Source organism: Flavobacterium sp. 9R, assembly GCF_902506345.1.
Classification (GTDB): Bacteria; Bacteroidota; Bacteroidia; order Flavobacteriales; family Flavobacteriaceae; genus Flavobacterium.
In genome coordinates, this window is sequence record NZ_LR733413.1 from 464,906 (window position 1) to 488,739 (window position 23,834).

The window sequence follows — 23,834 nt, forward strand, 5'->3', positions numbered from 1 at the left end:
GTTTTAGATTTGCTTGGGTTGTTCATAACCCTTTCTTACCATAACTCCCCATTTTTGTTCTTTTTGACTTATAAAATCCCAATATCCTCTCAATGAGGAATAAATCGTTAAAGGATGATATACAATAGGTTCAATTATTGCCATTCCAATCAAAATAAAAAGTTCTTTGTAATTTGCATAACTGCGATATAAAATTTCATCAATTAAAATGCAAACTAAGGTTATGAATAAATAAACCAAATAGACAAAAGCCGTCATTATAATTAAAAATTCAAAATTAATTAAACCCCAAACGTAAGTTAATGCAAGTACAATAATTCCTAATAGTTCGATAATTGGGACCAAAAATTCAAAAGCAAAAAAGAAAGGTAATGTTACAAAAGCAGTTCGGCCGTATTTCTTATTGTAAAACATTTTTCTGTGTAAATATAGAGTTTGAACTAATCCCCTAGCCCATCTTACGCGCTGTCTAATAAAAATAGTTCTAGTTTCAGGCACTTCTGTCCAGCAGAGTGATTCAGGAATGTATTTTATTAAAAAGGGTTCTTTTTTTTCATGCATGTATTTTCTCATGCGTGTTATTAATTCCATGTCTTCACCTAGGGATTTGTGCCAATATCCTCCAGCTGCAATTACTGTTTCTTTATCAAACATTCCTAAACCACCAGAAACGAGTAATAACCCATTGATTTGGCTCCAAGCCATTCTTCCAAAAATGAAGGAACGTACATATTCTAATTCTTGAAATCGGGGATACCATTTTTTGGGAAAATGAACTTTTACCAATAAACCATCTCTTATTTCGCAAGAATTGGATATTCGAATACCAGCGCCAGTTGCTATTACTTTTGTTTCGTTTTCTATAAAAGGTTTTGCAAGTTTGAGTATTGTGTCTCTTTTGAGAATACAATCGACATCAGTGCACAAAAACAAAGGGTATTGTGAGGAATTAATGCCTGCATTCGATGCGTCTGCTTTGCTTTTTCCATTTTCTTTATCTACAATTAAAAGTTTTGAATAAATTGGGTTTTTTGATTTGTAATGTCCTCTTACAGGTTTGGTTTTAATTTTTTCTTGATAAAAAAAATCTACTTTTTCAAGTTCAAATTCATCTATTAATTTTGTTAAGGTATCGTCAGTACTTCCATCATTAATAATTATGATTTCATATTTTGGATAGGTTAGGGAGAGTAATGATTTTACATTATAGACAATGTTTACACCTTCATTAAAAGCTGGAGCTACTACAGAAACTCCAGGCATATAGTTCGATCTTGTTACAATTTCATCTTCTAACAGTTTCTTATTATTTATGTGTTTTGCAATAGCAATATAGGATAGGATAGCTAATATGAAATAAAAAATTACATAGGATAATGAGAAAAGAGCTATGAAGATTTCATAACCATATAGAACGACCGCCACTAAATTTTTGATTATTTCCATACTGTTTTTACATGTTTTAGCATTTTTTCCAATTCAAAATTGGTTGTAGCTAGTTGTTCTGCTTGTATAGGGTTTAAATGTTCAATACAATAAATGGCTGAAAATTGTACGTCTACATCTTTAATACCATGAATTGTTTTAATTATAAAATTTGTTGTGTTATTCGAACCAATAGTTGATAGACATTTGTAGCAATTTATTTGAAATTTTTTGGATTGGCTCGTAATAATATCTAAAAGTTTATCCTCAGCTTCGATAAGGAACAACTTGCTAATTGTTTTTAGAACCTCTATTTGTACGGATTCAGATCTATGATAAAGAAGTTGTAAAATTTGATCTGTATCCGCTCTATGGTTGTAAAAGGCTCTTATCTTTAGACCAATCTTTATTAATAAGGCATTTTTTGATGCTATAAGGAAATCTAAACTTTTTGGATACTCTTTTTTCTTAGAATAAATAATATCCATAATTTTTATGACATTCAGCTTTGATATTTTTTCGGGAGTATGGATTAAATGCTCTTCACTTAAATCGGTAAGGGCAATATAAGTGACATTGGCATTAGACCGAATTAAGTCATTTTCACTTTGTAAATAAGGTATAATCAAATGCTTTCCTTTATAATAATCCATCATCATAAAATGATAAAAACCGATACATTTTTTATAGGCTCTAAAATCATAGATTAATTTTGATGAATATTTATGTAGTTTTAAGCTTTTGTACAAAATGCTAATTATAACCAATTTGTCTCCTTTTAGATTCTTTTTTAACCGAATCATTTCATCAATAATTAATTCTTTACACCAGGCGCTGTTAAAAGGAATGCTATTTCTGAAAAGTTTGAGTTTTTGTTTTACTTTTTGTTTATTAAATTCTTCAATTGTGATTTCTATTAAAAAATGCTGAATGAATGTGCGGTATTTTTTTTTGTTTTTATACGACCATTGATTGTGTAATCGTTTAAAAATTAAAAAAATACTAGCAAAAAGAATTCCAACAAGGAGGATTGGAATTGCAAAGTTTTTAATATAGTAAAGAAAAGTATCCATATAAACATTTGTATTTCAAATGTAATAAAAATAGGAATAACTTTCTGTAATGTAATGTATTATGTTTTTAGAAGCCTTCGAAAACTCCTAGACCAAATAAAGCAAAATCATATTTAACAGGGTCTTTTGGGTCTAAAAGTCGGAGTTGATTGTCAAGTTCATTGAGAGCTTTAGCATCATTTTGTTTTCTGGTTAAAAGTCCCAATTTCCGTGCAACATTTCCTGAATGAACATCGAGCGGACACGAAAGTTTGGATGGTGAAATACTATTCCAAATGCCTAAGTCTACTCCTTTATTATCTTGTCGGCACATCCATCTCAAGTACATGTTGATTCTTTTCGCCGCAGAGTTATTCAACGGATCCGAAATGTGTTTTTGACTTCGTTGCGGTTGCTGAATTTCAAAAAAAGCTTTTTTGAATTCATGTATGCTTTTTTGAACACTTGTTGGCTCTTGATTTTTCGCAAAAACAGCTTCTAAACCGTTATGATTGTTGTAAATGTGTTGTAGTCCTTTGATAAAAGATTGAAAATCCTGTCCATTAAAGGTTCGATGAACAAATGTGTTGAGTCTTTCTAAATGGCTGTCTGAATGCGATAAGACAAAATCATATGGAGAATTCCCCATTAAATCCATCATTTTGATACTGTTTTTGATAATCATTTTGCGGTTGCCCCAAGCAATAGTGGCACTCAAGAAACCTGCAATCTCGATATCTTCTTTTTGAGTAAATAAATGCGGAATTTGAACCGGATCACTTTCTATAAAATCTAGGGTGTTGTATTGTAGTACTTTTTCGTTAAGAAAGTCTTTAAGTTCAGCCTCAGTCATATTTTTAAATAAATGCTTTTTGGGGTTCTAATTGCTAAGCACTAATTAGCCCATCTACCATCACTAATTTTCTATCGGCCATATTGGCTAACTCCTCATTGTGTGTAACAATAACAAAGGTTTGTCCCAACTCGTCTCTAAGTTTAAAGAAGAGTTGATGCAAGTTTTCTGCTGATGTAGTGTCCAAATTCCCTGAAGGTTCATCTGCAAATAGGATGTCGGGTTTATTGATTAATGCTCTAGCTACCGCCACTCGTTGTTGTTCACCACCTGATAATTCGTTAGGTTTATGATGATGTCTATGAGAAAGCCCTAAATAGTCCAATAATTTCTTCGCTTCAATTTCTGTTTCTAATTTGTTTTTTCCAGCTATAAAAGCAGGAATACATACGTTTTCTAATGCGGTAAATTCTGGTAATAACTGGTGAAATTGAAAAATAAACCCTAGGTTTAAATTTCTAAAACGTGACAAAGCTTTGTCGTTCATTTTCAAGACATCTTCTCCATTAATCAACAAACTTGAATTTTCACTCGAAGTCGGTCTGTCTAAAGTGCCAAGTATTTGAAGTAAAGTGGTTTTTCCAGCACCAGAGGCCCCCACTATAGATACAATTTCTCCTTTAGTGATATGTAAATCAACTCCTTTTAAAACCTCAAGTTGGTCGTAGAATTTATGTATGTTTTTTGCAAGTATCATTCCAATCTATTTTTACAAAGAAACAAAGATTTTGTCTGCCACTCAACTATTATAAAATTTCTTTATAGTAACATTTATTAATATTTAGTTAAATGATCTTTTTTGTTTAATTATTTGCTATTTTTGTTAAACAAAATTATAATTCGATTTTAATGAATAAATCAATTGCAACATTTGCTGGAGGCTGTTTCTGGTGTACCGAGGCTGTTTTTTTACAGCTCAAAGGAGTAGAATCAGTAGTGTCGGGTTATATTGGAGGTGCTGTTGAAAATCCAACCTACCAACAAATATGTACAGGTACAACAGGACACGCAGAAGCTATTCAAATTACATATGATGAGGACTTAATTGCTTTTGAAACTCTTTTAGAAGTGTTTTTTGCTACACATAATCCAACAACACTCAATAGACAAGGCGCCGATGTAGGAACACAATACCGTAGTGAAGTTTTTTATCATTCGGACAATCAAAAGTTACTTGCTGAGGCCTATATCAATCAATTAGAAGAAGCTAAAGTTTTTGATTCCCCTATCGTTACTCAGCTTTCACCAGTTTCAAAGTTTTATCCTGCAGAACAGTACCATCAAAACTATTATCAACTAAATAAGGAACAATCGTATTGTCATTACGTCATTACTCCCAAAATGAACAAACTTTCTGAATCGTTTACTAGATTATTAAAATAAATAACACCTAAAATATGAACACAGTATTAGATAGAGAATTAATTGAAATTTTAGGTGATAATCACCAAGCCACTAGTGCAGATACACCTCTTAGAGCTGACGCATTTGTAAAATCGGATGCCCAGAAAATGGAACGAATTGAGCATCATTTTCACGCCATTATGGAAGAAATGGGATTGGATATGACAGATGATAGCTTGAGTGGTACTCCATTCCGTGTGGCGAAGATGTATATTCAAGAGATTTTTAGTGGTTTAGACCCTAAAAACAAACCCAAAATTTCGGTTTTCGAGAATAGCTACCATTATGACAAAATGCTGGTTGAAGCCAATATTAATTTTAACTCTACCTGTGAGCATCATTTTTTACCAATTGTAGGGAAAGCTCACATAGGGTATGTTTCTAGCGGAAAAGTGATTGGATTGTCAAAATTGAACCGAATCGTCGATTATTATTCTCGTCGCCCTCAAGTACAAGAGCGCTTGATTATGCAAATTTTTAATGAATTAAAAACTGTTTTGGAGACGGATAATGTTATCATTGTTATGGAAGCAAAACATTTGTGCGTTTCTAGCCGTGGTATCAAAGATGAAACTAGTTTTACCTCTACGATTCAATATGGGGGGATTTTTAATGAAAAAGAAAATAGAAATGATTTCTTCAATATGATTAAGCAAGAATAAAAGGCACTATTTTTGTTTGGACTTTTCAAAAATTAAAAAATGACAAACCAAGCAGAAATTAGCGCTGAAACTTCTCAGAAAAGAAGACATTTATTCTTGAGTATCTTGTTTGATGCTGTCGGAATGCTTTCTTTTTCCATACCAATGATAGGTGAATTCTCAGATGTGATTTGGGCACCTTTAGCGGGTTTTTTAATGACCTGGATGTACAAAGGAAGTGTTGGAAAAGTTGCGGGAGCGATTACATTTATAGAAGAAGCTTTTCCTTTCTCGGATGTTATTCCCACTTTTACTTTGACTTGGATATACACTTATCTCATAAAGAAACAGAAAAACTCTTAATTAATACCAACAAAAAAAGCTTCAGAAATGAAGCTTTTTTTATGTTTTGAAAAGAAAACCGAGTCCCATACTTCGGAGCATTTTCTTTTCGAAAGCCCAAAAAAATCGAAATTGACCAAATAGAAATCCTATGCAAACTAAAAGCACTTGATAAATAGGAAAAATAAGTAGGAGTCGAACAGGAGTGAACCAAAATCCCAAATCGGCTTTGGTAATGCCCAGCCAATAACAAAAAGGTTTAGATAACCATGCGGATGCTGAACCAGTGATTGCAAAAACAATAAAAATTAATGTTAATTGAAAGTTACTTTCTATTCCCCAACGTTCTTTTAATTTTTTCATTCTAAAGTGTCAATTGTACAAATATACTAAGATTATCGTATCGGGACATTGCCAAATAGCCTTTGCTGGTATCGATTTTGGAAATAAATCATATAATTGTAGATTAAATAATTCACTTCGTATCCATAATTTATCTGTGGGTCATAATTTATTGTCATTTCATATAAATTTGGGTCAAATCGTAACGGTTGTTGCGCTCTATTGTTCCATTCTGTAATATAAAATCGGTTCTTATTTTCTAAATAAAATTGCGAATAATAACCTCTTGGAAGTGCAATAGAATTCAACCAAGTGCTAAAACCTGGGTCAATAATGATTACTTCATATTCTAATGAATCATTAGCAATTCTTATTGTGTCTCCTTTAACTGGATTGGTTGTAGGAACTGAAGCTAGACTATTCTTTGGAGTCGAACAAGCGCCAATTATTGCAATAAGCACGATTATAAAAGCTATCTTTTTCATGGCTTAACTATTGAAATCGAAATTTACAAAATCTGAGCCTGAAAAATGTAAATTCTATCATAAAAAAAGCGTCATTTCTTTTAAGGAAATGACGCTTTTCTCTATGTTTTCTTGCTTTTATTTACCAAATAATTTACCTAGTATTCCTCCAATTCCGCCACTACCTTTTGCTAGATTCATAGCGTCACTAATATCTACTTTTCCATCCGCATTTTGATCTAAGCCAAATTGTGTTCCGTACTTAGAAATAGTATCCATAATACCACCCGCTTGTTCGCTATTGCCAGCAATTGCTCCAATGATATCCGAAATTTGAAAACTATCGTTTGGGTCATTGGCTTTGCCCATCAATCCACCTAGAATTTTCGGAATCATATTTCCTGCTACTCCAGAAGCTGCTTCTCCGCTTATTCCGAATTTTTCACTCAAACTACCAGTAAGTTGTTGTGTGATTTGTTGTACTGCAGGATTGGAACTATCTTGGGCATTATTGCCTTGCAACAAACCTGCCAATTGCTCAACTCCTCCTTCAGAAGCCATTTTTTGTAAACTAGCGAAAATTGAGTTGCCCGTCTCCTGCATAACTGCCTCGTTATGCTCATTTGGTATAGCACTGTTTTTTACAACAGCATCATCTCCAAATTGCTGCACTAATTGTGTTAATTGCTCAAACATAGTATTTTAGATTTAAAGTATTCTCAAATTTAAATAAAAAAGGGTAATTTATAACTGCTGTTAATAAATTACCCTTTTGATATATTGAAGACTTTTACTTATCCTAACAAAGCAATAATTTGTGAGGCTAATTCTGTTCCAATTCTGTCTTGAGCTTCTCCAGTAGCTGCACCAATATGAGGCGTCAACGAGATTTTAGAATGCATCAAAATCGCCATTTCTGGTTTTGGCTCGCTTTCAAAAACATCTAAACCTGCAAAAGCTACTTTTCCGCTGTCCAAAGCTTTTACTAACGCAACTTCATCAATTACACCACCACGAGCGCAGTTTACAATTCCTACGCCGTCTTTCATAGTAGCCAATTGTTCTTCGCCAATGATATACCCGTTTTGAGCTGGTACGTGCAAAGTAATAAAGTCTGCTTCTTGAAACAACGATTCCAATGATTGAGAAACAATAGTAGAAGTGATAGATTGTCCATCAAAAAACTCCACTTTAATGTCTACTTGAGGAATAAAACTATCGGCAGCAATAACTTTCATACCTAGTCCTAAAGCCATTTTTGCAGTAGCTTGACCAATACGTCCAATACCTACAATTCCTAAAGTTTTTCCTCTTAGTTCAGTACCATTAGCATAGGCTTTTTTCAAACCATCAAAATTTGAGTCTCCTTCAAGAGGCATATTTCTGTTAGAATCGTGTAAAAAACGAACTCCTGTAAACAAATGTCCAAAAACCAATTCCGCTACCGATTCTGATGAAGAAGCAGGAGTATTGATTACGTGAATCCCTTTGCTTTTTGCATAGTCCACATCAATATTATCCATACCAACACCGCCACGACCAATAATTTTGATACCAGGACAAGCATCGATAATGTCTTTGCGCACTTTGGTAGCACTTCTTACCAAGATAACGCTCACGTTGTTTTCATTAATAAAATTGGCCACTTGTTCTTGCGCCACTTTTGTAGTGATTACTTCAAAACCACCTTTTTCTAAAGCTAGAATTCCACTTTTTGAAATTCCGTCATTGGCTAATACTTTCATTTTGTTTTTATTTTGTTTCTCTAATTCCTTGTTTGTGCCAAAGAATCAACTATACTATATTTTTATTTTTTTAGGAGCTAATCCCGCTATCCGTTGCTATCTTTTCTATTTTTAAAGAAAAAATAGAAAAGGATATCCACTACTATCGGGGCTAGGGGAGTTGTGCTTTCAAGAAAATTTGGTGTAAGCGATTAAACCGCTGCTTCCAAAGCTTTCATAACATCAACCAAAACTTGAACACTTTCTATTGGCATCGCATTATAGATAGACGCTCTATAACCTCCTACAGAACGGTGTCCTGGAAGTCCTGAAATATTAGCGGCTTTCCACATCGCGTCAAAAGTATCTTTATGTGCTTCGTCGTTCAATAAGAAAGTAACGTTCATATTCGAACGGTCTTCTACAGCAGCTGTTCCTCTAAACAATGGATTTCTGTCGATTTCATTGTATAATAAAGCCGCTTTTTCGTTATTGATTTTTTCGATGGCTGCTACACCTCCCAAGTTTTTCAACCATTGCAAAGTCAATAGCGAAGTGTATACTGGGAAAACAGGTGGAGTATTGTACATACTTTCTGCTTTGATATGTTTGGCATAATCCAACATACTTGGAATCACGCGACCGTTTTTGCCAAGAATCTCTTCTTTAACCACTACTAAAGTTGTTCCTGCTGGACCCATATTTTTTTGAGCACCTGCATAAATGATATCAAATTGAGTGAAATCTAAAACACGTGAAAAAATATCCGAACTCATATCACAAACGATTGGAATATTCAATTTTGGAAATTCTTTCATTTGTGTTCCAAAAATGGTGTTGTTGCTCGTACAGTGAAAATAATCTGCATCTTCAGGCACCGTATATCCTTTTGGAATATGATTGTAATTTTGTTCTTTAGAGGAAGCCACGATTACCGTTTCTCCATAAGTTTTTGCTTCTTTAATGGCAGCACTGGCCCAAGTTCCAGAGTCTAAATAGGCAGCTTTGCCTCCTTCTTTCATCAAGTTGTAAGGCGCCATAATAAACTCTAAACTAGCTCCTCCAGCCAAGAATAAAGCTTGGTAGCCTTTGCCTGTTAAACCTAATAAGTCTAAAGCAAGAGCTCTGGCTTCTTCCATTACGGCAACAAAGTCTTTACTGCGGTGGGAAATTTCTAAAATTGATAATCCTGAGTTGTTGAAATCTAAAATGGCTTGAGCCGATTTTTCAAAAACTTCTTGTGGTAAAATACATGGTCCTGCGCTGTAGTTGTGTTTTTTCATGGTTTGTAAGTATCCGAAAATTTAAAAATGCAAATTTCGACAATCATACTTGAAAACAAGCTGAATTATTCGAAATAATTATACAATTTTCTACTTTATTGTTAGTAAAAATGAAATTGTATCTACATTATCAGCATAATCCCATAATTCAGGGCTTTGGGTTTGCCCAAAGGGAATACTGTTGGAGATTAAATTATTAGAAACTATACACTGAATTTTGTCTTCTTCGTCTTGTAAGCGCTTTACCACGTCATCGATGTCTTCATAAAACTCATAAAAAGTACTCGAAATAGGCGAGCTGTAGCCATTATCTTCTTTGATGGTCAAAAAGCCATTGTCTAGCAACTTAAAATTGCTCATCAAGAAAACGGCTTTATTGTAGTCGTAATTATTGGCATATTTTTCATATTCAATAACTTCTTTGTATTTAAAAATGGCTTCAAAAAAAGCATCGAAAGAATAGTTTTTTGGCACAAAAAGTTTTGATACGTTGCGACATCCCAAACCAAAATAGCGGAAAATATCTTCACCCAAAGCTTCGAGTTGTTCGCGGGATTCTTCACCAGTTAGCAATGCTACTGAGTTCCTGTTTTTTCTGATAATTGAAGGTTTGTCTTTGAAATAATATTCAAAATAGCGAGCAGTGTTGTTACTTCCTGTTGCGATAACGGCATCAAAGTTTTCTAATTTTCCCTCAACAAAAGTGATTTTATCTTTGAATTCAGGGGCAATATGAATTAGGTATTTCGCTATAAACGGAAGTAAATGCTGGTCATTCGAAGAGGTTTTTACTAGAACATTATGTCCCGAAATCAATACCGATAAGAAATCATGAAAACCTACCAAAGGTATGTTTCCAGCAAGAATCAAGGCAATTGTTTTAGGCTGTCTGTCTGTGAAATCATATGCAGATAGCCATTGGTCTAGTTTTTCTTGGGTTAATGCTTTCGCCCAAGATTGAAAAGCAAAACAGACTTGTTCAGGAGTGTACCAACCATTATGCGACTGAGAAAGAGCAATTAGATTAAGACATTCGTCAAAAAATAAATCGTTGCCCAAAACATCATTTTTCGAGGGATTCTCTATAGAAGAAAATTGACTCAAGAATTTTCCTAATTCAACAAATTTACTTTTTTTTGTTTCTAATGTCATATTGCTTGTGTATGAAATCTTTTGATTGTAATTTTGCACAAAAATAAGCTTTTTAGAAGCTAATGACAACAGTTGTTTTTTATTATAAAAACAATCACTTTAAATTTTAATTAAAAAATTTAGTTAAAGATGGCAATTATTATTACAGACGAATGCATTAACTGTGGAGCTTGCGAACCAGAATGTCCAAATACTGCAATTTATGAAGGCGCAGACGATTGGCGTTATAAAGATGGCACCAAATTAAAAGGAAAAGTAATTTTACCTGATGGTACTGAAATAGATGCTGAGGCACCACAAACTCCAATTTCTGACGAAGTATACTATATTGTTCCAGGAAAATGTACAGAGTGTAAAGGTTTTCATGATGAACCACAATGTGCTGCAGTTTGTCCAGTAGATTGCTGTATTCCTGATGATAATCACGTAGAAGATGAAGAAACACTTTTAAACAGACAATCGTTTTTACATAACGAATAGTTTTTAAGTTATTACCATATTGAAAACCTGAGTTTTACTCAGGTTTTTTGTTTTTTAGATTGTTAATAACTATTGTTATTTTCTTACTTTTTCTTCTGTTTGGGTGCAGAATTAAAAAATAAAGTCGGCTTTGTAGACATATTTTTCTTTTTTTCTTTTTTTTATCAACAATTTATTTATTTTTATCTAAAATATTAAAAGTTTCTGAATTTTAGGTAAGACATAAAATCACTTCTTATGAAGAGAACACTACTTGTCTTTTTATTACTAGTTAGTTCAAGTGTTCTAGCTCAAAAAATAGAAAGAACTTTGATTATTAAGGATATGGATACGCAACTTCCTATAGAAGATGTGACTGTTTTAGTGGCTAAAACGAAACAAATTCTTCTAAGCAATAAGGAAGGGGAAGTTAGTTTTATTGTAAACGGAAATTCTAATTATCAATTATCGCATCCTTCTTATGTAAGCATTACGGTTCGACCTGCAACTCTAAAACAAAAAGGGAATATCATTTATTTGAAAAGTAGTTTGAATAAGTTAGATGAATTGGTAGTTACCCGTCAGCATCCACAAAAAATTTTAAAATCATTAGTTGCAAATTCTATCAAAAAATTCAATGTTCCAGCACGTTTAAAGGTGTATTGTAGAGAGTTTTTTAAACTTAATGGTGTGTATTCCTATTACACTGATGGATTGTTGAATTTTCAAATTGTGGGGGATAAAAAAAAATTAAATTCGACCATTCTTGTTGAGCAAAACCGCTCTTTCGGTGTCGTTGAAGATGAAGTGAGCGCTGATTTGTTGGGATACAACTTAAATGATATAATGGAAAATTATTATACATTTAAGTATCTTGCTCCTCTTTTGGATCCTAAAGCAAAAGATAATTATTATTTCTTGGTGCGTTCTTATTCTGAAAACGATGCTTATTATGTTTTGACAGCAACTCCACTAGATAACTCCAAAGGTTTATTAGATGAGTTTAAGATTATTTATGATAATCAGAAAAACTTAATAATCGAGGTAAGCTCTAAAATTTCAGAAATTAGTTTGGCTAGAAATCCAGGAAAAACTGGAAAAGGCGACAAGAACATCTATATGTCTAATGTAAAAACTACTTATAGAGTTGAAGAGGCTAATTATTTCCTAGTAAGTTCAAAGGAAGAAATTGGTTTTGAGAAAATGTATAAAAAGGAAACTAAGAATATAGAAGTTAGAAATTATTTAGTAACTACTAATTTTAGTAATCAAAATTATACTTATAGAGAACCTCAAGTATTTAAAGACAAAAGCTTGATTAATAAAGGGAATAGTATTCTAACTAATTATTGGGATTTCTCTGGTTTAGCAGCTACTGATGAGGAACAGCGAATCATTTCGATAATTGAGAAAAAAATGTAAAACTCATTGTTTTAAAACTACTTTTTTTTCTTTTTTGCAACAATAACATAGGTGTCAAATGCATAAGTTTTTCTGTCTATTACTTCAAGAATTTCAAATCCTTTCATAAAAAGGAAAAGTTCAATTTCATTTAAAGTAAAAACTCTAACCGTAGAAAAATCTTCTGCTATCACCTCTTTTTCGTTATCTTGGATAGTGTAATAAGTAGCAGTCCATTCCATCAAAAAATTATCCGCCGTGGTAAGTTTCCAATTACTGTCTCTGTAATGCAGGATTCCTTCACAATTCGCTTTATGAATGATGCTTTTGTTGTTTTCACAATAAGGAATATACCTATTTGCATCAATAAAGTCAAACACAAATACACCTTCGTTATTAAGATTTTGGTGAACCGAGTCAAAGCAATAATAGACGTCTTCATTAGAAATTAAATAGCTAGTAGAGCGACCAGTGATGAGGATGGAATCAACTGGATTTTCTAATGTAAACTCTCTCATGTCGCCATGAATAAACGTACTTTTCGAAGTTCTTTTTTTGGCAATTGCAATCATATCCTCACTTGCGTCAAGCCCCAAATACTTTTGATTGTTTTGAAAAAAACGAAGTGCTAAGTTTCCTGTGCCACTACCAATTTCTAGAGTTGATTGACTTTCGTATTTCTGAATAATAGTATTGTAGAAGTCATATTCTTCGTTATAATCAATGAAAGTTTGATACATAGCATCGTATACACTAGCCATTTTATCTGTAAATAATGTATTCATACTTGATAGATTAAAAACCGTAAATAATTGACTCTAAATTACTAACAAAAATAGTATTTTAAATGGTTTAATTTTTTTTATGCAAACAATAATGGTATTTCAACAGTAAAATATTTTTTTAAATGCAAGTTAGAATTATTATGCGCTAGCATAATCGGTGAAGAAAGATATAATAAAAAAAGCCTGCAAAAACTTTGTCTTTGCAGGCTTTTTATGTTTTAGAAACAGAACCTATTTATCAATTGAACCCAAAACACGCTTCATAAACGTGTTCAAAGCTTCTTTCTTATCAGTACCCGTTTTTACCATTTTATGTACTTCCAAAGCACCATACATATTCGAAATCAATTCGCCTATCACATCCAACTCTTCGTCTTTCAAAGAAGGAACTTCGGTAAGTGCTTCTAAAACTTCTATAGTTTCAATGATGTAATCTTGATCGTTTTCTTCTATAAATTGAGTCAGGTGTTTGATAACAGGTAATTTCATTGGAATAAATGTATAAAGATTGGAAATAATTGTAAGGAGGAGTAATTCGTTTTTTTAAGCGATTTCTTTTACTAAATCGGCTAAAACTTCTGCTTTATTAGTCTGTGTTTCGTTAACTAATTTTCCTCCAACAAACGTTGCAAAAGTAGGTAAGTTACTCACATTGGCTAACTTTCTAGATTCAGGTGAATTTTCAGCATCCACCAAAACAAACGTTAGATTTTCGTTTTCAGTGGCCATTTTTTTGAATTTTGGCTTCATAATTCTGCAATTACCACACCAAGAAGCCGAGTATTGAACCACTACTTTTTCGTTTTGTGCTACCAAAGCACCTAACGTATCTTCGTTTAATTCGATTAACATAATTTAAATTTTAAAATTCAATTTTTAAAATCCCAAATTCCAATTTTTGATAGTGCTAAAACGAACTACATTGGAATTTGGAATTTAAAATTTGGAACTTGTTATTAGTTTAAGCTTAAGTATTCAGCAGTACTTTTTCTATCTGCACTCATTGCTTCTTTACCAGCTTCCCAGTTAGCAGGACAAACTTCACCTTTTACTTGAATGTGCGTGTAAGCATCTACCATACGTAAGTATTCGTTTACGTTACGACCTAATGGCATATCGTTAACACTTTCATGGAAAATTTTTCCAGTTTCGTCAATCAAATAAGTAGCTCTGTACGTTACGTTAGAACCTTCAAGGATTACAGAATCGGTTTCTTCGCTGTAGCTAGTAGATTCGATATCCAAAATACCTAAAATGTTAGCCAAGTTTCTGTTAGTATCAGCCAAGATTGGGTAAGTTACTCCCTCGATGCCACCATTGTTTTTTGGTGTGTTCAACCAAGCAAAGTGTACTTCGTTAGTATCGCAAGAAGCACCAATTACAATTGTATTTCTTTTTTCAAATTCTGGTAAAGCGGCTTGAAAAGCGTGTAATTCTGTTGGACATACAAAAGTGAAATCTTTTGGGTACCAGAACAACAATACTTTTTTGTTGTTGTTTACAGCTTCTTCAAAAATGTTGATTTTCAAATTGTCTCCCATTTCAGAGATAGCATCAACCGCAATACTTGGAAATTTTTTACCTACTAATGACATAATGATTATGATTTAAAATTTTGTTTATTTCTGTTTGGCAAAGGTAATTAGTAAGTGTCCGAGTTGCTCAAAGTTTTAATTATAATTAACTATAATCGAATAGGAGTTGCTTATTTTGTAAAAAAATAACAGTTTTTAACGAAAACGTTGTAGATAATTTAAAATATTGATAACTAGTGGTTTGTAGGTCTATTTTGGCTAATTTTTAGGAGCAGGAAACTTTAGGCTTTTATGGAAACAAAGTCCCGCTCTCCGCTATATCTTGCTTGCCGAACCCCGGCAATCAAGGATGCCGCTCCCATCGGGGCTAAAAAGCAGCAATGGGCTTTCTTGTGAGCATCAGTCAAAAAAAAACGATAGCTTACCACTATCGTTTCTATATTTCTTTACATTTAGTTATTTCAAAAGTAAAGTCACGGGCAAAGTTCCTTCGTATGCTTGGTTCAATACTATTTTTTGTGCCGCTACTTCTTGAAATTCAATAAGGTCTTGATAGGCTACGACAACAATTTTGGCTGCCATAATATTCGGAAGCACTTGTAGCGCATACGGATTCCCAAACAAATGCAAGACCACTTTTTTAGTCAACACCACTTCACTTAGCCAAGTAATAATTGCATCTTCAATTTCAAAATTGGCTAAAGGTTTGGCTTTTGGCACAAATAAAGCAATCATCAAAGTGTCATATTTGTCTATTGCTTGTAGTTTTTCCTCCAGATTTTCCTCTCCCAATGTAATCGAAAAAGAATCTCCCTGAATCGTATTTTCTAATCCTTCAAAGAACGGATTGTCACTCTCTCTATACACACTCACTTTTGCTATCCGTCCACCATTGTTGATAAAATCAGTTATAGATGAGTTGCTGTCTTTTTTTACTAATGTGATGGCTTTTTCAGCACATTTTTGGTTGATTACAGCTGTAGAATTCCAGTCTAAATCAGTTTCTTCAAATTTGCTATCGGTAATCAATCCAGCTTGTACTTTGCATTTCCAAATACGTTCAAAACTGGCTTCAATCCTTGCGATGTTAGCTCTTTTTAAAATTTCCTGAATCCCTTCGGGTACATTTTCTGCAAAACACAACACATCGTTTCCAGCATTAAACGCTTCCCATTCTAAAATCCCTTTAGTTGGGTATAGTTTGGAAACACTATGCATATTCAATGCATCCGAAATCACCAAACCATCGTATTCCAATCGTTCTCTAAGTAAACCTTCAATCACTGCTTTAGAAAGTGTAGCCGAAGTATTTGCTCCATTGTTAAGAGCAGGAACCGCCAAATGCCCAATCATTATGGAGTCGACTTTGTTTTCAATTCCTTTAATGAAAGGAACTAATTCATTCGACAGTAATTCGTCTAAGGTCTCATTCAGAACGGGTAATCCCAAATGGGAATCGACATTGGTATTGCCGTGACCTGGGAAGTGTTTTAAGCAACCCAAAATCCCAGCAACTGTCATTCCTTTCAAATATTCTAAAGCAAAGGTGCCGACTTTGTTTTTGTCTTCTCCAAAAGAACGATACCCAATTACAGGATTGTTTGGGTCGGTATTTATGTCCGCCAAAGGAGCTAAGTTGTAATGAATACCAGCCGATTTTAAGTCCTTTCCAATTTGTTTTCCTATTTCATAGACCAATTCTTTATCTGCTACAGGAACAGCTCCAAGTGTAATGGCATAAGGATATTGAGGTGTTTTTTCAACGCGCATTGCCAAGCCCCATTCTGCATCTATACTCATTAAAAGCGGTGTTTTTGCAGCTTTTTGGTAACGTATAATTAAGGCTTTTAATCGTTCGTAACTCTCATCATTGAATTCAATTTTTTTGTTGCCTTCATAATTGGTAGCCGCACTAGCTCGACTGTGAAAAAAGGTTAAGCCGCCAATATTGTATTCACGAATTAAATGCTCTGTTGCCTGAATGTTTTCCTCGCTGTCGTTAATAAATACGGCGGGAAAAAAGAATTGTCCTATTTTTTGTTCGGTTGTCATTGTTTATACTTTATAGCATAGGCCATATAAATGAATTGTATGTTGAGGGGTAAAAAAAAAATTTTACTTAGTTTTATTGGATAATGCCTTTGAATTTACAAGAGATTTCATTTGTATAATGGCTATTTCATTCAATTTTATTAATCTTTCTTGCTGATTATTTTTTTGTGATATTAGCATTGCGTTAATACTTTCAAGATTAGATAGAACAACAAGTTGTTCAATTGTTGCTGTATCTCTTATGTTACCTTTTTCATTTTGATTTTCGCTACGCCATTCCTTGGCAGTCTTACCAAAAAGAGCCACATTTAAAATGTCAGCTTCATCAGCATAAATTAATTTTTTTTGATGAGGAGTTAAGCTTTTTGGAACTAAATTTTCCTTTATGGCATCTGTATGAATTCTATAATTTATTTTAGAAATAGTTCTTTGTAAATTCCATTCAAGTTTATTTAGGCTGTTCTCTTCTGATTTTAATCTTTGGAATTCTTTAACCAAATAAATTTTGAATTCTGGACTTATCCACATTCCAAATTCAAAAGCTATATCTTGATGAGCATAAGTACCACCGTATCTCCCAGAGGTAGCTTTAATGCCAATTGCATTAGTTTTTTCTACCCATTCTTTTACACTTAATTTGTAGTTATTTAAGCCTGCTTGACTTTTAATTATGGCGAATTCGCCATAATTAAAATTTGAATTATGAATTCGCTCCCAAATACCTAAATATTCTATAGTATTTCTGTTTCTTAACCAATCCGATATAAAAAAATCTCCATCTTTAGCTTTCAACATATCAGTGATAGAAATATAATCTTGATTATTGGATTGAATTATTGTTATCTCTTTTCCTTGTACGTTTAATTTTGCCATTTAAACTCCAGTTAATTAATTTGTTATAAACTAAATTTACTTTTATAGAGTCAATTTAACTTTCTTTTTTTCCAAAATCATAAGGAAAAATCAAAAAGCGAGATAAAATAATCCCCGGAATTGTTGCTAAAAACACCCAAATAAAGAAGTTACCATAGCCCAAATACTCTTGAATATAACCACTTGCCATTCCGGGAAGCATCATTCCTAAAGCCATAAATCCAGTAGCGATAGAGTAGTGAGAGGTTTTGGATTCTCCTTCGGCTACGTAAATTAAATACATTAAGAAAGCCGCAAAACCAAAGCCATAACCAAATTGTTCAATCACAACGACCGCAGTAATGTGTGGATTTAAATTATAATCAAATATAATCTTTAAGAATTCAAAATGTATATTAACTATTTCTGAAGGATGATAATGGGATAAATAAACAAACCCAATAATTGGCAAATGCATCGTTAAAATCATTGGGAGCATCCATTTTCCTAAACCGTCTCTCGAGATGACGACTCCGCCAATGATTCCGCCAATAACTAGAGCAGCTACCCCAAAGGTTCCGTAAATAATCCCAACATCTTCGGTACTTAATCCCATTCCGCCTTTGGCTACATCATCAACCAAAAAAGGAGAAAGCATCTTCATCAATTGTGATTCTCCAAGACGATATACTAATATAAATGTCAGAATCAATCCTATTTGTTTCTTTTGGAAAAAAGTAACAAATACTTCGGTAAAACTTCCTTTATGATTGGCATTGCTTTTTATGTATTCCTGTTCAATTTCTGGGTTTGGCGTCATAAAAAAGTTGTAGACCGTGATGAAAATCATAATCAATGCCACCACGAGCATAGTATAAGACCAAGCTTTGCTTTTGTCTCCGTATTTTTCTTCTAAAAATCCAGCCAAAAGTACAATTAAGCCATTGGCAGTAAGCATAGATAAACGGTAAAAAGTACTGCGGATCCCTAAGAAAAAAGATTGTTTGTCTTTGGTTAGCGCCAATAAATAGAATCCATCAATAGCTACATCATTTGAAGCTGAAGCAAAAGCACCCACCCAAAATAAAGCCAAACTCAATACAAAAAAATGTTGCATCGGAATGGTTAATCCAACGATTAAAAAAGCAATCGAAATGACCAATTGCATCGCCAAAAACCATTTTCTTTTGGTAGCGTGCAAATCGATAAATGGGCTCCAAAGCGGTTTAATCACCCAAGGCAAGTAGAGTAAACTAGTAAACATTCCAATATCTTCATTGCTGATGCCTAAATTTTTGTACATCAAAACAGATACAGATATGATTATGGCATACGGAAAACCTGATGCAAAATTCAAAAGTGGTATCCAATACCAAGGATTTTTTTCTGATTTCATAGAATGGTAGAAATGGTTGGGTTAGTCTTCTTTGGGTAAATCAATGATGGTTTCTTTGCTTTCATTGCCATAAAAGTCAATGAAAGTAAGAGCAAAAGCTTTGTTTTTGTCTATGTCACTTAGCGGAATGCTAAAATTGATTATTGTTGCTTTTGGGTCGACAAAATATTTAGTCATAATTTGACTAGCTTCTTGAAGGTCAATTTTAGAGTCTCGTTTGGCACTATACACCACTACATAACGAATTTTGGTATTCAAAGGCATTGGTAAAGTAAAAGTGCAATTTACCGAATCAATTTCAATTTTATTAACTACAGGTGTATCTATCACGACGTGTTTTGAATTGGGAACAGGCAACGGAATTGCAGGATATTTATACTGATGATTTTGTAGCAATTGTGCGACGTCTTGATGAGTATTGATAAACCATTTAGCGCTATAAAATGCATTTCCTTGTACATTAGCATAGCTTCTAGTCAAATCAATTTGATTGGGAATTTCGTGAATGTTGTTCCATTTTTTATCCGAATCACCTTTGATTTTGTAGGTGCTGTTTCCCATATAGAGATTAACACCATTGGTGTTTTCTGACCACCATTTTAGTAGTTTGGCATAAGAAGCCGTTTTGTGGTCAATGCTCCAATACAATTGAGGCAATAGATAATCTATCCATTTATTTTGCATCCAAAGAATAGGGTCGGCATACAAATCATCATAATTGGTTTGTCCTGATTGTGTATCGGAACCTTTAGGGTCCATCGATTTATTTCTCCAAACACCAAAAGGGCTAATGCCAAATTGTACCCAAGGTTTGTGATTCTTAATGGCAGAGTGAATGCTTTTTACAAATGTAGTTACATTGTTTCTACGCCAATCTTCGAGATTCATTCCATTACCGTATTTTTTGAAAGAATCAGCATCGTTAAATTCTTCTCCTTTAATTTTATAAGGATAAAAGTAATCATCAAAATGAATGGCATCAATATCATATTTCATTACAACTTCTTCAACCACCTTTACTAAATGATTTTGAACTTCAGGTAATGCTGGGTTATAATACATTTTCCCACCATAAGTAATCATCCATTGTGGGTACTTAAAAATATCGTGATTAGGGCTAAGTTGCGCTTTATTCAAGTCGAAAGTGGCACGATAGGGATTAAGCCAAGCGTGGAATTCGAATCCTCTCTTGTGGGCTTCTTCAATCATCCATTCCAAAGCATCGTAATATGGGGTAGGAGCTTTTCCTTCTTTTCCAGTCAAAAAGCGAGACCAAGGAGCTAATTCTGAAGGATAGAAGGCATCTCCCACGCTTCGAATTTGAACGATAACCGCATTATAGTTGAGTTTTTGATAGGTATCAAGAATTTGTAAATAATCCGCTTTTTGTTTAGCAACAGAATCATTACTTTTTTTGGGCCAATCAATATTTACGACAGTAGCAATCCAAACACCTCTAAATTCATTTTTGGGATAATGATCTTTTTTCTGAGCGTTCCCTTTGGTAATGATAGATAGTAATAAAATAAATAGTAGAGGTAATACTTTATTTTTGGTCATTATGTTTTCGTTTATAATGCATTCAAAAATAGTTTTTTTTACTTTAGAAAAAAGGATTATTATTCAATAAATTCTTTTAAAGGTTGATTGATTAGTTGAAGGGAAGGCTTTTTGAGAATGATTTTTTTCTATTTTAAGCGAGGTAAGAAAAAATAAAACCTCATTCAACTACTTTCTGAATGAGGTTTTATTTTTTGGGCAAAAAAGGCTAAAATTCATCTTCTTTTATTTAGGGCTTATCTTCCAATTTTATATACAAGTTTAAAATAGTTACTGCCAATAATTGGAATTCCATTGGCGCTTTTTTTCTCTTTTGTGCTAGCACTTCCATACATAGCACTAAGGTCTACTCTTGGTAGGACATTAAATAAATATTCTATTGCAATTGAATCTGATAAATGTATTCTGTAGGCTAGGTTGGCTCCTGCAGATATGTGAGAACTTTTTTGTTCGTAAGAAATTCCACCTCCCCAATTTCCCCATCTGTTAATCAATGTAGGTTCGATGGATGGTATTATTGTTGATTTTATGTTAAGATTACCAATTCTTGTATGAAGTGGAATATGATAACCAAACCCGATGGTGTTTTTGCTATATTGAATCATTGAAAAACGTTCATATCCTACATTAATTTCGAAATTCCTTGAAACCATTGCAAATTGTAGAAGATAATTCAGAGCACTTTCGTTATTAGTTGGATTGCTTCCTGATATTAAATTCCTTGCATCTAATGCACCTGAAAATGAAAGATAGTTTTCTTTATCATTTTGAGCAAATGTGAGTGCCGTTACTAGTAATAAGACAATTGTTTTCATAATCGAGTGTTTTTTTGGTTTTGATTTTAAGTCATAGTGAGCGTGTTATATGAATTCCTTATTTGGAAGCGGTTTCATTTTTTGTGATTCAATTCATAAATGAATGAACCAAGTTCCTTTGTAATATTGTCTAAATCTTTGGCTGATGCCTTGAGTAATTCAATGTATGCAAGATTTTCATCATTTGAATTATCAACATTAGTCAATAAATTAGCTAAACCTAAAATATTGGTTAATGGTAGTCTCACTTTATGCGAAAGGATAAACATCATTTCCTCTAACCCTTTATGAAAGTCTTTATTAAGGTTTTTTTGAGTTCTTTTTAATTCTTTGAACTGCTGAAGTAATTGCATATTTAAATCCTCCTTTTCGATTTGTAAATCAGAAAGTGATTTTTTTAAGGTATTGATTTCAACAACAAGTTTTCTTTTCGTTAGAACTGAATCTTCTGATTCATTGTTATAATCCATAAGTTGCCCGTAACTCTTGGCATTTGATAGATAACAATTGAAACTATTATTTTCTTTCTTATTTTTCATTTCGAAGGTTTTTTTAAAATGAAACAGTGATTCGGTGAAAGAAACATACTATTTAAATTTTATGTTATCTAAATAGTTGTAAAAAAATAGATGCCTCTATTTTTTAGTTCAAAATTCCAAATTGACTAGTCTGAAAATGGCTTTTATTATGCTGTTTTTCTATATTAAATTTACAAATAATCAATGAATTTTAAATTAAATCTAACTTAAGAGATTCTTCAAATGTTAAAAAAAATCTTTTCTTGTAGTAAAAAGGTGCTAAAATTATGTTTTTGGCATTTTTTTTAAGAATTAATTGTAAGATAATTTCTTGCGTACTATTACTATTCTAAAATCAGGATGAATTTTATTTAACATAAAAAACCATTTTAATAGTATCGCTATTGCTTTTTGTCGAAGTAAAATGCTTTTTATCTTGGAAATGAGATTTTTCCCATACTTATTGCTGGGATGCTGTTATTCTTTTTAGAACTGTTTAAGTTTCCACAAATGGTTTCATTGGCAAGGATTGCAAATAGCAATGCTTCTTTAGCATCTCCATTAATTCCGAGTGAAGTTGTTGATGCAATTGCGAATGGAAGTAATTTTTCTAAGTATTTCATTATTAATGGATTGTGAAAGCCACCACCTGAAATATAAACAGTAGTTGCGGTGTTTTTTTCAATTTGTGTAGCTGTTACTTTTAAGATAGCTTCAGCAATAGTTTCGGCGGTAAATTGTGTTAGTGTTGCTAAAACATCAGCAACAGGTATAGAAGTAGTATCCGATTCGTTTTGTGCTTTGTTAAGAAAAGCAAGGCTAAATAGTTCAGGACCTGTGCTTTTTGGGAATGAGGCACTGAAAAAAGCGTCACTTTTTAATTTCTGTAATAAGGGTTGATTTACTTTGCCAGTTTTTGCAATAGCTGCGTCTATATCGTAATCTTGATTTGGGAAGTGTAAACGAGTGTAGGCATCCATTAGCGTATTTCCTGTACCCGTATCGGTAACAAAAATGGAATCAAATGAACCTGATTTTGGTAGTAAGGTAAAATTTGAAATTCCACCAATATTGAGTAATATTCTATTTTCAGTAGTAGAATTAAATAAAAAATAATCTCCATACACAGCCAGAGGAGCGCCTTCTCCTCCAGCGGCTAAATGTTTTTGTCTAAAATCAGAAACTGTAATGCATTGCGTAGTTACAGCAAGATGATCTCCGTCGCCAATTTGTAAAGTTGCATTGGGAAATTTATTTTGTTGGTGGAGACTTTTGGGAGCGTGCATAACAGTTTGTCCATGTGATGCAATCAAATCAACATCTGAAGTGTTTAATTTCCATTGTTGTAAACAATCCAAGACAATTTCGCCGTGTTTTATGCCTATCCATTCATTTAGCAAAGCTAAATGCTGAAAATCGATTGTCTTTTGAGCAAAAACTTTTCTTATTTCTGATTTGGTTTCCTCGTCATAAGGAAAAGTTGTAAAATGCACTACTTCCGCTTTAGTTGAGGTTCCTGATCCAGAAATCTTGCAATAAGCAACGTCCAATCCATCAAGTGATGTTCCTGACATTAGACCAATAATATTTCGTACTGATTTTTGCGAAACGGTAATCAAAGATTGGATATTTGGATTCATAATAGCGAATTAAAGTTGAGTAATGGTTCAAAAGTAGTATAAAATTGATTGTTGTAAAAAGCAGTTGTGTTTTTAAATGACTATTCCTTATCTTTTATTTTTTTGACACAAAAGAGAGGATGATTTATTGTATTTGAAG

26 protein-coding genes are annotated in these 23,834 nt (G+C 33.0%); 5 read left to right on the forward strand and 21 right to left on the reverse strand.

Annotation, left to right across the window (positions count from 1 at the left end):
• Positions 1-3 precede the first annotated feature (3 nt).
• From FLAVO9AF_RS02100 to FLAVO9AF_RS02115, 4 genes are all read right to left on the reverse strand, one after another.
• Positions 4-1,446, reverse strand: coding sequence for a glycosyltransferase (locus FLAVO9AF_RS02100; RefSeq protein WP_159683505.1), 1,443 nt, complete (start codon positions 1,444-1,446; stop codon positions 4-6).
• On the reverse strand, positions 1,437-2,498 hold the full coding sequence (locus tag FLAVO9AF_RS02105; RefSeq protein WP_159683509.1) for a hypothetical protein: 1,062 nt from the start codon (positions 2,496-2,498) through the stop codon (positions 1,437-1,439). Before FLAVO9AF_RS02105 ends, FLAVO9AF_RS02100 begins: the two co-directional genes overlap by 10 nt.
• 67 nt (positions 2,499-2,565) lie before the next feature.
• On the reverse strand, positions 2,566-3,330 hold the full coding sequence (locus FLAVO9AF_RS02110) for a TIGR02757 family protein (protein ID WP_159683512.1): 765 nt from the start codon (positions 3,328-3,330) through the stop codon (positions 2,566-2,568).
• A gap of 34 nt (positions 3,331-3,364) precedes the next feature.
• Positions 3,365-4,027: an ABC transporter ATP-binding protein gene (locus FLAVO9AF_RS02115; protein WP_159683515.1), complete on the reverse strand. Its 663-nt coding sequence runs from the start codon at positions 4,025-4,027 to the stop codon at positions 3,365-3,367.
• A gap of 152 nt (positions 4,028-4,179) precedes the next feature.
• Between FLAVO9AF_RS02115 and msrA the strand changes: the two genes are divergently transcribed.
• Genes msrA through FLAVO9AF_RS02130 form a run of 3 tightly spaced genes read left to right on the forward strand, consistent with a single transcriptional unit; the run spans position 4,180 to position 5,738 of the window.
• Positions 4,180-4,713 carry a peptide-methionine (S)-S-oxide reductase MsrA gene (gene msrA, locus FLAVO9AF_RS02120; RefSeq protein ID WP_159683518.1) on the forward strand — a complete coding sequence of 178 codons (534 nt, stop codon included), beginning with the start codon at positions 4,180-4,182 and terminating at the stop codon, positions 4,711-4,713.
• 14 nt (positions 4,714-4,727) lie between these two features.
• Positions 4,728-5,396 (forward strand): GTP cyclohydrolase I FolE, encoded by a 669-nt coding sequence (folE, locus tag FLAVO9AF_RS02125; RefSeq protein WP_159683521.1) that lies wholly within the window; start codon positions 4,728-4,730, stop codon positions 5,394-5,396.
• 39 nt (positions 5,397-5,435) lie between these two features.
• A complete protein-coding gene (locus tag FLAVO9AF_RS02130; protein WP_159683524.1) occupies positions 5,436-5,738 on the forward strand; it encodes a hypothetical protein in 303 nt (100 codons plus the stop codon).
• Between the two features lie 39 nt (positions 5,739-5,777).
• Here the strand turns inward: FLAVO9AF_RS02130 and FLAVO9AF_RS02135 are convergent, their stop codons facing one another.
• The 6 genes from FLAVO9AF_RS02135 to FLAVO9AF_RS02160 all read right to left on the reverse strand — a co-directional run bounded on the left by FLAVO9AF_RS02135 (position 5,778) and on the right by FLAVO9AF_RS02160 (position 10,682).
• Positions 5,778-6,080, reverse strand: coding sequence for a DUF6787 family protein (locus FLAVO9AF_RS02135; RefSeq protein WP_159683527.1), 303 nt, complete (start codon positions 6,078-6,080; stop codon positions 5,778-5,780).
• A gap of 32 nt (positions 6,081-6,112) precedes the next feature.
• Positions 6,113-6,544, reverse strand: coding sequence for a DUF6146 family protein (locus FLAVO9AF_RS02140; protein WP_159683530.1), 432 nt, complete (start codon positions 6,542-6,544; stop codon positions 6,113-6,115).
• Positions 6,545-6,661: 117 nt separating this feature from the next.
• A complete protein-coding gene (locus FLAVO9AF_RS02145) occupies positions 6,662-7,219 on the reverse strand; it encodes a DUF937 domain-containing protein (protein WP_159683533.1) in 558 nt (185 codons plus the stop codon).
• Positions 7,220-7,317: 98 nt separating this feature from the next.
• Positions 7,318-8,268: a D-2-hydroxyacid dehydrogenase gene (locus tag FLAVO9AF_RS02150; RefSeq protein WP_159683536.1), complete on the reverse strand. Its 951-nt coding sequence runs from the start codon at positions 8,266-8,268 to the stop codon at positions 7,318-7,320.
• Between the two features lie 191 nt (positions 8,269-8,459).
• Positions 8,460-9,530 carry a 3-phosphoserine/phosphohydroxythreonine transaminase gene (gene serC, locus FLAVO9AF_RS02155; protein WP_159683539.1) on the reverse strand — a complete coding sequence of 357 codons (1,071 nt, stop codon included), beginning with the start codon at positions 9,528-9,530 and terminating at the stop codon, positions 8,460-8,462.
• A 90-nt stretch (positions 9,531-9,620) separates the two neighbouring features.
• A complete protein-coding gene (locus tag FLAVO9AF_RS02160; RefSeq protein ID WP_159683542.1) occupies positions 9,621-10,682 on the reverse strand; it encodes an acyl-CoA reductase in 1,062 nt (353 codons plus the stop codon).
• Positions 10,683-10,811: 129 nt separating this feature from the next.
• Here FLAVO9AF_RS02160 and FLAVO9AF_RS02165 point away from each other — a divergent pair, with 129 nt between their 5' ends.
• Entirely contained in the window at positions 10,812-11,162 is a 351-nt protein-coding gene (locus tag FLAVO9AF_RS02165) for a 4Fe-4S dicluster domain-containing protein (protein ID WP_159683546.1), read from the forward strand.
• A gap of 237 nt (positions 11,163-11,399) precedes the next feature.
• On the forward strand, positions 11,400-12,563 hold the full coding sequence (locus FLAVO9AF_RS02170; RefSeq protein ID WP_159683549.1) for a hypothetical protein: 1,164 nt from the start codon (positions 11,400-11,402) through the stop codon (positions 12,561-12,563).
• Positions 12,564-12,580: 17 nt separating this feature from the next.
• On the opposite strand, the gene FLAVO9AF_RS02175 is transcribed toward FLAVO9AF_RS02170, so the two are convergent.
• The 11 genes from FLAVO9AF_RS02175 to FLAVO9AF_RS02225 all read right to left on the reverse strand — a co-directional run bounded on the left by FLAVO9AF_RS02175 (position 12,581) and on the right by FLAVO9AF_RS02225 (position 23,695).
• The gene (locus tag FLAVO9AF_RS02175) at positions 12,581-13,327 is read right to left on the reverse strand and encodes a class I SAM-dependent methyltransferase (RefSeq protein WP_159683552.1); all 747 of its coding nucleotides are present in this window, start codon (positions 13,325-13,327) and stop codon (positions 12,581-12,583) included.
• Positions 13,328-13,558: 231 nt separating this feature from the next.
• Positions 13,559-13,816: a hypothetical protein gene (locus FLAVO9AF_RS02180; RefSeq protein ID WP_159683555.1), complete on the reverse strand. Its 258-nt coding sequence runs from the start codon at positions 13,814-13,816 to the stop codon at positions 13,559-13,561.
• Between the two features lie 54 nt (positions 13,817-13,870).
• Complete coding sequence (locus FLAVO9AF_RS02185; protein ID WP_159683558.1) at positions 13,871-14,179, reverse strand: co-chaperone YbbN; 309 nt, start codon at positions 14,177-14,179, stop codon at positions 13,871-13,873.
• Between the two features lie 104 nt (positions 14,180-14,283).
• Positions 14,284-14,922 carry a peroxiredoxin gene (locus FLAVO9AF_RS02190; RefSeq protein WP_159683561.1) on the reverse strand — a complete coding sequence of 213 codons (639 nt, stop codon included), beginning with the start codon at positions 14,920-14,922 and terminating at the stop codon, positions 14,284-14,286.
• Positions 14,923-15,318: 396 nt separating this feature from the next.
• Positions 15,319-16,914 (reverse strand): glycoside hydrolase family 3 protein, encoded by a 1,596-nt coding sequence (locus FLAVO9AF_RS02195; protein WP_159683564.1) that lies wholly within the window; start codon positions 16,912-16,914, stop codon positions 15,319-15,321.
• Positions 16,915-16,977: 63 nt separating this feature from the next.
• A complete protein-coding gene (locus FLAVO9AF_RS02200; protein WP_159683567.1) occupies positions 16,978-17,787 on the reverse strand; it encodes a KilA-N domain-containing protein in 810 nt (269 codons plus the stop codon).
• Between the two features lie 55 nt (positions 17,788-17,842).
• Entirely contained in the window at positions 17,843-19,162 is a 1,320-nt protein-coding gene (locus tag FLAVO9AF_RS02205) for an MFS transporter (protein WP_159683572.1), read from the reverse strand.
• A 21-nt stretch (positions 19,163-19,183) separates the two neighbouring features.
• A complete protein-coding gene (locus FLAVO9AF_RS02210; RefSeq protein ID WP_159683576.1) occupies positions 19,184-20,722 on the reverse strand; it encodes a glycoside hydrolase family 10 protein in 1,539 nt (512 codons plus the stop codon).
• 236 nt (positions 20,723-20,958) lie between these two features.
• Positions 20,959-21,537, reverse strand: a complete 579-nt coding sequence (locus FLAVO9AF_RS02215) for a hypothetical protein (RefSeq protein ID WP_159683581.1) — start codon at positions 21,535-21,537, stop codon at positions 20,959-20,961.
• A gap of 74 nt (positions 21,538-21,611) precedes the next feature.
• Positions 21,612-22,076 carry a hypothetical protein gene (locus FLAVO9AF_RS02220; protein WP_159683586.1) on the reverse strand — a complete coding sequence of 155 codons (465 nt, stop codon included), beginning with the start codon at positions 22,074-22,076 and terminating at the stop codon, positions 21,612-21,614.
• A gap of 410 nt (positions 22,077-22,486) precedes the next feature.
• A complete protein-coding gene (locus FLAVO9AF_RS02225; protein WP_159683589.1) occupies positions 22,487-23,695 on the reverse strand; it encodes an anhydro-N-acetylmuramic acid kinase in 1,209 nt (402 codons plus the stop codon).
• Between the last annotated feature and the right edge of the window lie 139 nt (positions 23,696-23,834).